The sequence below is a fragment of the Flavobacterium piscinae genome (genome assembly GCF_004122145.1).
GTDB lineage: Bacteria > Bacteroidota > Bacteroidia > Flavobacteriales > Flavobacteriaceae > Flavobacterium > Flavobacterium piscinae.
In genome coordinates this window covers 264,075-278,341 of sequence record NZ_SBKQ01000002.1, presented here as the reverse complement: position 1 = coordinate 278,341, position 14,267 = coordinate 264,075, and the positions used below count along the sequence as shown (strand labels likewise).

General features: G+C 31.9%; 12 protein-coding genes. 6 read left to right on the top strand and 6 right to left on the bottom strand.

Annotated elements, in window-relative coordinates:
- Nucleotides 1–53: 53 nt before the first annotated feature.
- From EQG68_RS02805 to EQG68_RS02780, 6 genes are read right to left on the bottom strand one after another with little or no spacing between them, the layout of a single operon-like run.
- Nucleotides 54–770 carry a hypothetical protein gene (locus tag EQG68_RS02805; protein ID WP_129463263.1) on the bottom strand — a complete coding sequence of 239 codons (717 nt, stop codon included), beginning with the start codon at nt 768–770 and terminating at the stop codon, nt 54–56.
- 50 nt (nt 771–820) lie between these two features.
- A complete protein-coding gene (locus tag EQG68_RS02800; RefSeq protein ID WP_129463262.1) occupies nt 821–1,009 on the bottom strand; it encodes a hypothetical protein in 189 nt (62 codons plus the stop codon).
- Between the two features lie 12 nt (nt 1,010–1,021).
- On the bottom strand, nt 1,022–2,122 hold the full coding sequence (locus EQG68_RS02795) for an alpha/beta hydrolase (protein ID WP_129463261.1): 1,101 nt from the start codon (nt 2,120–2,122) through the stop codon (nt 1,022–1,024).
- A gap of 35 nt (nt 2,123–2,157) precedes the next feature.
- On the bottom strand, nt 2,158–2,973 hold the full coding sequence (locus EQG68_RS02790) for a hypothetical protein (RefSeq protein WP_129463260.1): 816 nt from the start codon (nt 2,971–2,973) through the stop codon (nt 2,158–2,160).
- Between the two features lie 9 nt (nt 2,974–2,982).
- Entirely contained in the window at nt 2,983–4,230 is a 1,248-nt protein-coding gene (locus EQG68_RS02785; protein ID WP_129463259.1) for a hypothetical protein, read from the bottom strand.
- An 11-nt stretch (nt 4,231–4,241) separates the two neighbouring features.
- Nucleotides 4,242–4,613, bottom strand: coding sequence for a hypothetical protein (locus EQG68_RS02780; RefSeq protein WP_129463258.1), 372 nt, complete (start codon nt 4,611–4,613; stop codon nt 4,242–4,244).
- 379 nt (nt 4,614–4,992) lie between these two features.
- Here EQG68_RS02780 and EQG68_RS02775 point away from each other — a divergent pair, with 379 nt between their 5' ends.
- The 6 genes from EQG68_RS02775 (at nt 4,993) to EQG68_RS02750 (ending at nt 14,222) form a co-directional block, all read left to right on the top strand.
- Nucleotides 4,993–5,304, top strand: coding sequence for a hypothetical protein (locus tag EQG68_RS02775; protein WP_129463257.1), 312 nt, complete (start codon nt 4,993–4,995; stop codon nt 5,302–5,304).
- A 749-nt stretch (nt 5,305–6,053) separates the two neighbouring features.
- A complete protein-coding gene (locus EQG68_RS02770) occupies nt 6,054–6,707 on the top strand; it encodes a sensor histidine kinase (RefSeq protein ID WP_164975375.1) in 654 nt (217 codons plus the stop codon).
- The gene (locus EQG68_RS02765; RefSeq protein WP_129463255.1) at nt 6,704–7,369 is read left to right on the top strand and encodes a response regulator transcription factor; all 666 of its coding nucleotides are present in this window, start codon (nt 6,704–6,706) and stop codon (nt 7,367–7,369) included. The genes EQG68_RS02770 and EQG68_RS02765 overlap by 4 nt, the downstream gene beginning before the upstream one ends.
- Before the next feature lie 301 nt (nt 7,370–7,670).
- Nucleotides 7,671–11,378 carry a hypothetical protein gene (locus EQG68_RS02760; RefSeq protein WP_129463254.1) on the top strand — a complete coding sequence of 1,236 codons (3,708 nt, stop codon included), beginning with the start codon at nt 7,671–7,673 and terminating at the stop codon, nt 11,376–11,378.
- Nucleotides 11,379–11,436: 58 nt separating this feature from the next.
- Nucleotides 11,437–13,497, top strand: coding sequence for a hypothetical protein (locus EQG68_RS02755; protein ID WP_129463253.1), 2,061 nt, complete (start codon nt 11,437–11,439; stop codon nt 13,495–13,497).
- Between the two features lie 2 nt (nt 13,498–13,499).
- Nucleotides 13,500–14,222, top strand: coding sequence for a hypothetical protein (locus EQG68_RS02750; RefSeq protein ID WP_129463252.1), 723 nt, complete (start codon nt 13,500–13,502; stop codon nt 14,220–14,222).
- The last annotated feature ends 45 nt before the right edge of the window (nt 14,223–14,267 follow it).

Genomic DNA, 14,267 nt, shown 5'->3' with positions numbered 1-14,267 from the left:
AATCTATTATTTACATACATTAACTGATTAATTACAGATGATTTTTTTTATTCTTACTTTTTTTCTCTTGCTTTTTGTAGCCAACTCAAACTATGCTTAATTGGTCCTCTTATTCCTTTTGAAGGGTCATCGGGTCTATCTGCTTGAACTTTGGGATGCTTTTCCAATTTTTTTAGTGTTGTTTCTATATTATTTAAAAGTTCAATTGAGGGAAATGGTTTTTGACCATCTCTTATACATGCAATAAGTATTTTATGGACGGAGCTTGTGAGTGTCCAAATGGTGTTCAGTCTATACCCGCCTAAGTTTTTATCCTCAGTTAACTCATCTAATAAAGAAATTAAATCTGGTAGAATTTCCAGCGGTCTTTTTTCTCTTATGCCTACTGCTACAGCATAAAGTTCCTCTGGCGATGCGTTTTTACTTAATGCTTTTTTAAATGAATTTATATCTGAACTATTTCGCGACTCAGATTTTACTATTTGTCTTATTGATGCCAAGTTATCTAAAGAGTCATTAGCATCAAACTTGTTCAATACTTCCTCAAATAATCTTTTTTCACTTTCAATCTCCTCTTGAAGTTCATTGATCTTTTCTTTTCCATTTTCAATTTCTTTTTTGAGTTCACTAATCTCCAATTCAAAATCTCCAACTTTAAATTTTGTTATTCTATTTATTAAGTTTGGACGGCATATTAAATAGATAACTACTAACAATGCTACAATTTCCCACAAAGAGGTGTTTTTTGAAATATTACTAATAATTTCCATTTTGTTAAAGCATCAAATTATTTAATAATCAACAATCTTTTAGACATTATTTATTCCCTTTTTTTCCTTTTAGTTGTATAGGTTGTACTAGGACTTTTCTTCGTTTCAGATTTTGTTACATATCTACCCGTTTTTGCACTACGGTGTTGTTCATACGTATTTTGTTTAGATTTTTTTTCCTGTGCATTAATTGTTGCAGTCATTCCTAAACAAATTAGTGTTGTTATAAGTTTTTTCATTTTTAATATGAATTAAATTTTATCTACTATGTTAGCTGAACTCAAATAAAAATAATTGGTATAGATATCGTGTCGCATTCTGTTTTTTACCCTTCTTTCGTCTTCACCTTTTAGAATTGCAATGATATCATTTACTTGTTGCGTGCTGGTCATGTATCCCCAATGGTCAATGAGATTATCTTTTAATCCGGATAGGAAACCGGTTCTTTTACGTTTATCATATTTTACTCCGGTTACATCTACGATGAAAGTAGATTGGCTAAGCTCTTTAACATTTGACGGACCGGCTTTGCCCAAGCGTTTTGAAAAGTTTTTGGTAGTGGTAGAAATGGTTAAAGCATCATCACTTTTATGAATGTAGATGTGTGTTCTTTGTCCTAGTTTATGTAGTTTAGTTAATGGTTGTTCGTTCTCAAAAGAATTAGAAGAGACATCGGCATGGGCTAAAATTATTTCGCCTATGAACGGTACTATGTATTTTTCGTTCAGATTGCCCATCATTTGTTTGAGTACTTGATTTCCCATGGAGTGAGCCATGATGTGGATTTTTTGTTTACAATTATCCTGTTCATATTTTTTGAACATCGTGTAAAAAAACTTGTTCATTTTTACATAAATTCTAGCTAATGTTTGGCCTGTCACTATTGAATCTTCTTTGTCACTCCAATAAGTTAATGCATACGAATTGGACGTTGGCCAACTTAAATAAATCAGGTTTTCAATTGGCGAATCACTATCGATGTATAGTTCTTTCAGTTTGAGAATATGTTGCAGTTCATCTTCATGACTGGTGGCAAATCCATGGATAAAAAAAAGCACATCTGAATTGGGTTTCGTGTCATTGCTCATTGTTTTATACAAATCATAAAACATATATTCTGTGCCGCCCAGTTCTTTTATTTTGGTCTTGTCGTTCAAAGCGGCATAAATTTTATTATAATCCGGGTCTTCAATGTCTTTGATGATATCATACGTTATTTTTTTGTTATCGGCTGATACCTTGCATTCTGCTACTCTAAAGGTTGGCAATGCATTTTGTTTGCTGTCATTACTGAATTGTTCTTTTCCTTTTACGGTTGTGATGTGTCTGTTACTAATGATAAAAATGCCCATACTCTTATTTTTTAATTGATTAATTTTTTTTAGATTTAATTCAGGAGTCCAAGTAAGAATTTTGAATTTCCATTATAACTATCATATTCTGTACATGTTATGAAGTACTTTTTCTTGTTCAAATAAAATGTTTTGATACCACGTGGTTGAATGATTTGTCCATCTGTTCCTTCATATTTAGCTTCCACATCGTTGAGGTTTTTTATTTTAAAGAAAAGTGTACCCGGCTTTTGAATGCAAAAACCAAATTTGAGCGATAACTCATAAATCTTGTTTTCTACTTCAAAATGGGGAACCGGTGCCGGTTCAATGTATTCGGTTGTTGAAAAGTGGCAAACTTTCTCTTGCGAAGTGTTTTTAGGAATTTTTAAAACCCCCAATTTTAGATTACCATCGGTTACTACATTATTTTCTGCATCAATGTTTAGTCTCAGGTTTAATTCATTATTATTTGGATTAATTTTTCCGCAAATGGTGGTGTCTTGTTTTAAATCGATAAAATTTATTGGACTACCATTTTTACGGTCAATAGCAATCCATTTGTCTTCCGATGGAAAAGCCTTTACACTTGATAGTTTTCCATGGTCTTGAATCAGGTTACTCAAAAGATAAAGCACGATGCTAAATATGGCTACACTTCCGCCAATTTTCATTCCGTTTAGGGTTAATGAGCTCCCTTCGGAAATACCGCCAAGAATTCTGTAAAAAACAATAGTGGCAGCAAATGCAATAAGTACAATTACGATCCAAGAATTTGGGTTTTTTGGGTATAAATAGAAAAGAATCCCTACTATCATTAGTAAGATGGTGTAGGATGCAATTAAATCTATTTTTTCTTTTAGGTTAATCATATTACTGTTTTATCTTTTATTCCCAAAACCAAAGACAGTGCCTAACGCAGCGACTAAGTTGCCGTCTTTTGTTGTAGTACCATCGTAGTTTTTACCGAATGAGAAAGTAATTTTTTGGTTTTTGAGAATGGCATAGTCTAAATTCAGCATCAGTCTCCAGGAATTATCTGCTTCAAAATCGGAGAGGTAGCTTCTGTACACTGCTTCAATACTTGCATTGAATTTGGATTGAGTGCCACCGACAATATATCGAAAGCCCATATCGAATGTGGAGACACTATTCAATTCGTTAATCGTATTATCTAGTGCAAATATTCTCTCCGGATTATGAAGGTATCTTATTAAGCCTAAGAAGGCTCCTGCCTTTTCAGTGGTATAGCCTAACGTTGTCCAAATACCGGCATTGTATATTTTGCCTTGGTTAAAACTTTTATTTTGAAATTCTCCGCTGATTCCTCCGGCAAAATCCCACGTAAAACCAATTCGGGTTAATTGAAAATCAGCTGCAATTGCTTTTATTTTTTCATCAAGATTAGAAACCTCTTCGGTTGATTTATTTTGCTCTAGTAGAATTTCAATTTTTTCTTCAATTTCGGCATTAATTTTTTCTGCTCTTAAGGTAAGAAGTTCAATTAATTGAATATTCTCGGGTGAATCGTCTTCTGTATCAATTCCTTGGAACAATTGTTCTCTTTTTTCTTTAAGTTCTATAATTTCGGAAGAAAGATTCTCATACACTTGGTCGGCATTATTTTTCATCAGTTCCAATTTCTTTTGTTGGAGCTTCGCAATTTGATTTAGTTTTTCCTGCGTATTGGTGTCATAATTTCCTCTGTAGAGATAAAATTTAAAACCAAAACCGGCATATGTGCTATTTGCGTTGTAGTTTATGGTGGTAGAATCAACATTTTTTACAGCAAATGATAGCACTAACGTTTGTGGTATGACATTTCCACCATACGAATTTGCTAATCCGGTTGTTGAAATATCATTAAGTGAGTTACTTTTTGTAAGCCAAAAAGGAGCAATATCTATTGCAAAGTTGGAAGGTAGTTTACTAAAATTATCAGAAGCCGATTGAATGGTAGCCATGAAATCGGATACATCTGTAGGTTTATCAATCTCACTTTGAGCGAATCCCAAGAGACTGGAAGCCGGAGAAACCGGAGCTTTTAATAAATCAAGTTCTACCTCTTGTGCTCTAGTAGTTGATATGAACACCATTAGAAATGAAGTAAACCATAGTATCTTTTTCATGCTAAAGCGATTTAAGGTTTAAAAAATTTAATATGGCAATAGTAATCTGCCGAGTCACCTTCCTTGCTAACTGTTTTATAGAGTGGGTAATTTCGCGTTAGTACACCACCGCTAAGTTTTATATTTACAAAAGTGAGGTTTGTTTTTCTTGACGTATCAGCAATGGTTACCTCAATTTTTAAAATAGTATCATTCAGCTCATTGTTTTTACCAATAGTGCATTTTGTTAGGTTGCCTGAATGATTTTCTTCTACAATCTCTTTATTCAATCTGACAGTAAGTAAAGAAGTTTGCCCTTCATCGCCCACCGTAATATCAAGATACACTTTTCTGGTAGATGAATTAATGAGGTACAACGTATCTAAAGTTGTTTTTGAAGACATAAAATAGTTGAATTTGGTTAGATGTTAAATTTATGTAAAAGAATAATTTAACAGTTTCAGTAAAAACACGTAATTTATATAGGTATAATTGTGTAATTTTCTTTGTAGGGTATTTGCCTTTTACTTCTGCACCCGCTACTAATCTCTGACTTTTTATATAAGTTACGTTTGAATGAATAACAATTTATTACGTATTTCTACTACCTAATCCCTTTTTATTTCTTTCTTTTTTCTAAGTATTTCTATTATTTCAGATTAACACAAGGTTAATTTCATTTTAATTTGAGTGAAAATACGTATCTAATTACGTAAAAATACTTATTTTTAACAGTCTGTAGGAATATTATCTTGTTGACATAATTTATAAAAATTTATACTTATGAGACTAGATGAAAACTCAGGCGGAGTAATTACACTGAAAGAAGCACAGGATTTGGTTAGGACCTATCAAACCAGCAATCCAGAGGAAGTAAAAGGCTTTTTTATTGGAGCCAACCATTTAAAGGCGATTTTGAATCAGGAGCGTTGTATTGGAGTTCGTATTTACAATGCCTATGAAGAAGAAAGTAAAACCCATACATTAGTATTAATCGGTGTGGATGGAAATGAAAATGATATGAAAGAAGGAGTAATAGTTGATAGATTGGTTAAATGTCCACCACATTGCAGTGGTACAGTAATTTTAGATTAATTGTATTAATAAAAGTACAGCATTATAGATATTTTAATTTACATAATTATTTCGATAGGTATTTCTGCTTTACTACTTTATCATATAAGGGGAGTGAATAATAAAGCTATCAAAAGCATTTATCCATTTGTACTTTTGGTAGCTTTATCATCTCTCTATGAAATTATTTTTATTTATTTTTTAAAATCAGATTCTGATGATTGGTCAATGGTCTATCTTTTATTAGAATTTTCTACCTTGCTTTATGTTTTCACAAAAAATTCACAGAAATTTTTTAGGATTATAAGTTTTATTTTTTTCATTGTATTTATTGGTTTCTTTTACCATTTTAAGGTAATTAAAACAGAGATTTATACTCTACAGTCTGATGGTTACTTATCACTTATTGAATTTCTGTATGTTATTCTTTTTTCTCTTTTTTGGTTTGTTTCAGTATTTAAAAGAACAGAGGAGGATTCTCTATTGAAACTACCTTTCTTTTATTTTATAGTAGGTTTGTTAGTATACTTTTCAGGAACTATTTTTTTATTTTTATTTAGTGAAGAAATAATTCAAGAGGGATTGAGTTTATATGAATACTGGGTAGTAAATCTTATTTTAGTTTTGTTTTTCAGAATACTTTTAATTGTATCCATTTGGAAGGGACGAGCGACATAAAATCTGTTTTTTGGTTAGGCACTTCTGTGATGCTTTTTTTAGCATTTGCATTGGTTTTTTTGGTTTTGTTTTATCAGAATCATTTTATCAAAATGAAACGAAATGAGGCTGAGACGCTTTTAAAGACTGCATTAGACAGTGAGAAAGAGGAGCGTCAACGCATTGCTAAAGATTTGCATGACAGTGTTCAAGGCGATTTGAGTGCGATTCGAAATTTCATGGTTATTCTGGAAAAACAAACAAAGGATCAGCCTACTCATTCTCTTGTTTTGGAGACAAAAAATGCAATAGAAAAAGCTATTGAAAATACAAGAACAATATCAAGTAAGTTAATGCCTCCTTTACTGGAAACAGCCGGTTTTAGTGCAGCTTTAAAGGATTATTTAACACAATTAAGTGTACTTAGTGGAAAGGAATTTCTTTTTAAAACAGATTTAGTAGCAGTTCAACTACCCGCCACTTTTTCATATGAGCTTTTTCGAGTTGCTCAGGAATTTTGCCAAAATATGTTGAAACATGGTCACATCACGCAAGCTCTATTTGCTTTGTATGCGACTACTGAGGGAATAAGTTTAGAGATTATTGATGATGGGGTAGCATTTGATTTTAAAAGTGCTTATCAACAATCTAAAGGGAGTGGGTTACACAATATACAATCCAGGATTAAGAGTATGAAAGCTGAGTTAGTGCAACGAGAAGTAACGGTTGGCAATCATTTTGTTATTTATTTAAAATTGAGTTTATGATACGTATCGCCTTGGTGGATGATCATCAATTGTTTCGAAAGAGTTTAACTTTATTACTTTCAACTTTTGAAGGGGTAGAAGTTGTTTTTGATACTGATAATGGTACAATTTTATTAGAAAAATTAGACAGTGGCGAGCCCATTGATGTTGTATTATTAGACATTCAAATGCCTATTTTGGATGGTTTTGAGATTTGTAAATTATTGAAGAAAAATTATCCGGATGTCAAGATATTAATTGTTTCGCAATTGACTACTAAAGAGGCGGTTCATAAAATAATGGATTGTGGTGCAAATGGTTTTTTTACCAAAAATTCACCTCCAGAACTGTTAGAACAAGCTATCAAAAATGTTATCTATAAAGATTATTATTTTGATATGGAGTTGGCTGCTGTTGTTAGGGAGGCTATTTTGTGGGAGAAAAAAGTCTATGCCAATTTTAATTTTACACAAAAAGTAAGTTTAACCACTCGCGAAATAGAAATTATTTTGATGGCTTGTAAAGAATTAAGTAGTATTGAAATAGGGGATAAGCTTTGCATTAGTACCCGAACCGTTGAGAAACACCGCAAAAGGATTATGGAAAAAACAGAATCTAAAAATTTTATCGGGGTTGTTTTGTATGCTTTGAAAACCAATGCCATTCATTTGGACAATATTTAGTATTTCATTTATTCAAAAAAATCTTATATTTGTGGAAAGTTATGCTACTAAACAAAAACAATTATACCCTTCAACCGCCCTATGAGGCGGTTTTTTTATATTTTATTTTTATTTAAAAAAAATCTCATGATAAAGTTTGTGATTTGATTTTTTAAATCAACAAGTATTGTATCTTTTTTACTCAAAACTACTGAAAAATAGTCTTTTTGTGTGAAATACAAGTACTAAATTACGTATTTTCACTCATTGATTCAAGTATATGATCTATCTATTTTTATAAAGAATCTTAAAAATAGTAATTATGTCAAATGAAATTAAAAACACGCTCTTTCGATTTGTATCTATGAGGGCACCGGGATTAATTGAAAAAGAGGAAGTGATCGAATCTTTTGTAACTTTTCCAAGTGAATTTGAAGTTGATAGCTTTTTTTATGCAGCATTAACTTCAGAAATTACAAATGCTGCTCAAAGAAGAACTGCACTACGTAGTAAAGCTATCGAATTTGAGTCAAATGCCAAATTCTTAAACTCAAAGGATGATTTAAAAACTTTAGTTACCGAAGATTACTATTCTTATTCCGTTTGGTTAACCTCTAATCGTTCTATTGTTACAAATGATGCTTTAGTTGAAAGACAAGCTACTCCTAATGTTAATTCAACTATCTTAAAATCGTTGTGGGATAATTTATTTTATCAAATTATTTCCAAGAAAGATGTTTATATAAGAGAGGCTATCATGTCAGTGTTAGTTGCCTATTTCTTTGATTCTAAAAATGGTAGTAATCTGACTTTGGAGCAACAACGCATTTTAGCACAATCAAGAATTGTTTTGCCCGAACGCTTGTTTGGTAAATTTGTATTACCATCTAATCAAAATACAAAAGTGAAAGAGACTGCATCTCAAAGTTTTCAGAATGCTTTATCACAACAAATGAAAGTTATTTATGCTAAAGCACATTTAAATAGAGTCGATTCAATTCTAAGAGAATTAACATTTGCTGAAAAAAGTTTTGAAAGGATAAACAATTTTAATCTTTCAAAATATCAAATCGAGTTTGATAATTTGGTTAAAGAAGCATATAATTCTGCAACAAAAGTAGAAAAGAGGTATATTGATTCAGATACCAATATGGAAATGTCCTATTTTGTTTATGAGAATTTAACTTTACCTGAATTTAAATTTAGCCCAATTGATCAATTAGATTTAAGCTATTTAAACGATAATATTTCTACAATTACAACAGAAATTGTAAAATATGCCAAAGAAACTTATTTTACTGAGACTATAAATGATGTTATTCAATTACTAAAAGGAGATAAAGAAAAATTATCCACCATTTTATTTGAAAATTCATTATCAACTCAAAAAAGTTTAGTCACTGAAGGAATGTTGCTCCGTGTTGATGAGGCTTCAACTTACCGATTTACTCAGCAATTAAATATAAGCTCTATTGGACATGGAGATGATCCGAGAAAACGATTAAGGTTAACCTTTTCGGGATTAAAAACAAATTTGACTTTTACTTCTGGTACTTTTAATGTTTTGTTTGGAGACAATACTACTTTGAATTACCAATTTTCGAATCGTAGTACCGGTCTGATTCATAATTTATATGTATTTGATGTGTTTAGACAAAATGAAATTGAATTTGATCCAGGTTTAAATACAAATTTTACTTTTACTGGAAATTTTGTTACTAATGATGGTCAAACACTTATTTTAGAGGGTTCTGCAAATATTCTTACATTGTCTCCGCCTACTGACGAACCAGGGGATGATCATGGTACGGGAGGTTTAACAGATTATTACACTCAAGAACCTGGAGATACCTCTCCGATTTCATCGATCTATGATACATGGTCTGAAATCACGTTTGCAAGATTAAAACCATTTGGAACAATATCAACTAATGAAACAGAAAGGTTACCAGAAGACGATTTTTATGTTTTTGGTTCTGGAACTTACGAATTATATGCAGAATCTGAAGAAATTGTTGGAGATATTAACAATCAAATTCCAGACACATCTAGTACTTATATTCCTTTAGGTTTTGGTATCAATCAAATAGGAATTGCCGATTACCGTAAAGTAGAACAGGAGGTATGTTGCTATGTACCGGGTGAGGTCTCACATATTGAAAACATAATGGCTCGGGAGTACAAAGAAAAATCGACCGTTCGTTCTACCAAAAAAGAAGAAACATATACAACAACCAAAGAACAAGAAAGAGAAAAACTTTCTGACACTACAACAACCGATCGTTTTGAGATGAATCAAGAAATTGCTGAGGTTTTATCTGAACAAACTTCTTTTGGAGTATCAGCAAATGCCAGTTACTCAGGAGGTGGATATTCTTTGGGAATAGGTGCAAATTTTGCTCAAAATACATCGCAAGAAACTTCTAATATTCAAGCAATCACTCAGGCTAAAGAAATTACTGAACGAGCTTTGGATCGTGTAGTTAATAAAATTAAAGAAGAAAGGATCACCAAAATCGTAGAAGAATTTACAGAAAGTAACAAACATGGCTTCGATAATAGAGAAGGAGAAAAACATGTTTCTGGCGTTTATCGTTGGGTGGATAAAATTTATGAAAATAAAATTATCAATTACGGTAAACGATTAATGTATGAGTTTGCCATACCTGAACCAGCCGCTTTTCATAAACATGCCGTTAAAAATTATTCTTCTGATTTAGAAGAATTAATATCTCCCCCAGACCCCAGACTTGCATTAAATAGTACTATTGCCACTTATGATTCAATAGATGAAATAAAAGCAGCTTTTTGGGCTAGTTATTATAATGTTGAAATAGAGCCTTCTTTACGATCCACAATATCTATAGGTAAATCATTAGGCGGTAATTATTCCGGTAGTAATTCACATGTTGAATTTTTTTCATTTCATGATGAAATAGACATTCCTGAGGGTTATGTGGCAATTAGTGGAAGAGCTATTGCATGTGCAAGTCATAATGGATCCGCAAGTCATCAAAGAATATTAATACAAATTGGAGATAAAAAATTTGAATCTGGTAGTGGAGCACCAATATCTTATTCTACAAATTCGAATAATTCGCCATATGTTGATTTTGACAAAGAGTTTCTTTTTAAATTACCTATTTCAGTTACCTTTTCAAATTATTTTTCCGGAAGTATTAATTTTTCAGTTAGTTGTCAGAGAACTGTTCAAGCCGAAACTGAATGGAAAATCTCGACTTTCAATAAAATTATTGCAGCTTATGAAGCAAAAAAAGCAGCGTATTTGCAACGCAAAGCCGAATTAAAAGCTCTTGCGGCCGAAAAGGTAAAATTGAATCCAGGTTTTTATCGACAAATTGAAAATACAGTTTTACGAAAAAATTGTATCGAATATTTAGCCAGTCAAGCTTCAATGGGTGGAATGGATTATCTTTCTCAAAGAGATACAGCAGAAGTAAGAGCTGCATACACATCTTCCACTTTAGGAAATTATGCCGATAGAATTAAATTTTTCGAGCAGGCCTTTGAATGGGATATTATGAGCTACTATTTTTATCCGTTCTATTGGGCAAAAAAATCAGAATGGGTAGATATGTACCTCATTGAAAACGATGATCCACTTTTCCGTTCGTTTTTACAAAGTGGAATGGCAAGGGTAATTGTAACCGTTCGACCAGGATTTGAAGAAGCTGTAAACTGGTATATGGCCACCGGAGAAATTTGGAATGGCGGACAAGTGCCAACACCCAACGACCCAATGTTTCTATCGATTGTGGATGAGTTAAGAAAACCGGCAGGAGAAGTAGAAGAAGTATGGCAAAGTCGAGTTCCAACTTCCTTAACCATTATTCAAGCCGGAGCAGCAGGACTTAATGTGGTTAATGCTCTTCCATGTGATGATGCTTGTAGTGATAATTTATTGTTTTCTAGTGATGGTCAAAATGTAAAAGTTTTTGAACTAACTGATACGTTGATTGGAGGAGACGCAACGGAACCAACACCGGAAGAGGAAGAACCATCCAATTAATTGATTTTTTAATACAACCCGACACTTTGAAAAAAGTGTTGGGTTTAAAAACAGACCTATGAGTTTAGATGATACTTTTCCTGAAAATTCAGAATTTCCTACAATACCTTCGTTTCAAGACTCTCCATTTGGAGATGAAAGCATTTTTAACAAAAAATTTGATGATAATCAACTAGTAGAAAAATATTTGAGAGACATACTTTCATTAATGCAAAAAAATGGAATCTCTCAATTCTATTACACTCATTTGCCTGTCAACAATGCTAATACAGGTATTCTGTTTTATGGAAAAATTCAACAAGGCAGACTTATTGTGAGCATTGTACCTACAAGGCTTTCAATAAATAATGAAAAATTTGTTTATGAAGTTTTAGAGGATAAAACAGATTTTAAAATAACTACCCATTCAAAAGGAAATTTACTTTTGAAAGGAGAAAACACAAAGTGGAAACTTATTTCAACAGGAAACAACTTTGAATCACTTCCTTTTGAAACTAATAATTATTTAGAAAGAATTTCTTCAAACAATTTAACCTTGAATTATCAAGAACTTATGCAAATTTATGAAGAAATGATGGCCAAAAGGGAGCATTTAGCAATTGGCAATAAAGAAAATAGGATTAAGGAACTTTCAAAAGTTATTCAAAAGCAACTGGAAAACCCTTTTTACCAAACCGTAAAACTTTGTGTATATATTAAACAAGTAGATGCCCAAGGAAATGTAATTGGTGAAAACCTACTAAAAACTGATTATAAGACAAAGGAATGTGAGGTTCGACTCAACATTACCATAAAGCCTGGAGAAAAAATAGAAATAAAACACGTTGTACACCCCAATTTTCTTAAAGAATATGAAGATAAATGGAAAAAAGAAGCTAGAGCAAGAGGACTGGATGTAGATATATCCCAAATGCGGAAAGAATCAAACGAGGAATTTGAAAAAAAAGAGACCGAATACAACTTTTATCAGAAGTTTATACAACAATCTAAAGCACTATTTAATGATAAAATAGGTGGATATGTAGAAGCTATACAAGCTACTCAAAAAGTCGCTAAGAATGTATGGGCCGAGGGCACAGTATATAAGAGTAACTGGCACTCCAAAGATGATGATCATAAAAATTGGCCCGAATACATGCAGTTTGAGCCAATTGTGGGAGGTGTTACAGATGGAGCTATAGATGAGATTATAGGTATCAAGATGGCCATAACCACTGTTTATGACATAGCCACCGATGAAGAAAAAAGAAATGCTTTTTCCCAAGTATTTACTGCCCAAGGTATGGAGCAAATGTATGCAGGATTGAAGCAAGAAGCAGAAGAAATATATAAAGATACTGAAAGAAGCGAACACTTTGTAGGGAAAACTACAGTTGCTGTAGGTTCTATGTTTTTGGGAGGAATTGGGTTGTTTACAAAAGCAGGTAAATTAGGTGAGGTTCTTGACTCAGTTTCTGGTTTTATAAAGAGAATAACCAATCCTAAAGTTGTTAAGGTATATGAAGATATAAGAAACTTCTTCCTCAAAAAGCCAAAAGATGGCGGTATTGAAGTAAACGATTATCTGAAAAAACTGGATGATGATGCACTAAATGAGTTGGGAGAAGAACTGGCAGAAGATGTTGGTATGTTGGACAATCTAAAGAAGGCTCCTAAAAATTTTATATTAGGAAAAAATCTTGAAAAGAATGTGGAAAGACTAATTCAATCAAATGATTCAAATTTCTTAAGTAAAATAGCAGAAAAAGCTGGTATAACAATTGAAGAAATTGCTAATTATATACCTTTGCAACAGGTACAAATTAATCTTCCAACAGGTGGATTTACTATAGCTGATAATGTTTGGATAAAGACAGTTAAAGTAGGTGACGAAATTAGATATGATGTGATTGTAAACGAAGTCAAGTTATCAAAAGCTACTGACTTTACTAAGCGACAAAATGAATTTATTGAAGCGATAGGAAAACAGGATAGTAAATTTAAATTAAGAAATACAAAATTTACAGAAGAATATGATTTACCTCAAGGAACAGAATTAAATATAAAAACCTATATAAAGACATATTCTAAAGACAGTAACGATTTGACCAACAATTTGGATTTTGAAAAAATAAAATAATTATGAATAAAAAGGAAACAGAAGATTATATAATAAAATACCTTGATGGATATTTAACAACTAAAGGTTTCAAACATAAGAAATCTCAAAAAACACAAATTGAATATTATCGAAAATTTGACAATAATAGTTTTGAAAAATTTAGTCTGAGTACAATAAACTATTATGATTCGCATCGGTTACGTTTTGGATTTGGAAAACGTATTAGTGTTGTGGAAGAAGTAATAACAAAAATTAATGAAGTAATTCCGTTTAGTAATCCTCCTTATAAAAAAGATGCGAATACACTGGGTTTTGGCTATAATTCATATTACGGTATTAATCAAGATGGTCTTCCTGACTATATGGAAACTGAGCAAGACGTAAAGAATATTGTCGAAAAAATTATTGATTTTACAGAAAAAGAAGCACTCCCTTTTTTAGAGAAATTAAATGATTTGAGTGAAATAGATAAATTAATAAATGGTGATGATAAAAATTTTTGGAACTCAACTGATAAGAATACCTTTAATCTTGGAGGTGCAAATTTTTTTGATGTGAGAAGACTAATCATTGCTAAATTGAGTGGAAGAAAAGATTTTGAGGAATTGGTTGATAAAGTTTATAAATCTATAGAATCTGAATCTACAAAAAATGGTCATCCTTTTGTATATGACAGAAATGATTTAACTAAGAAAATTCCTTATACAGTCAAGTTACTTCAAGACACATACTTCATAAGTTAAGAATTCCAAAAGATGAAGGAAATCCAGAATACTTAAGCAAAGTGG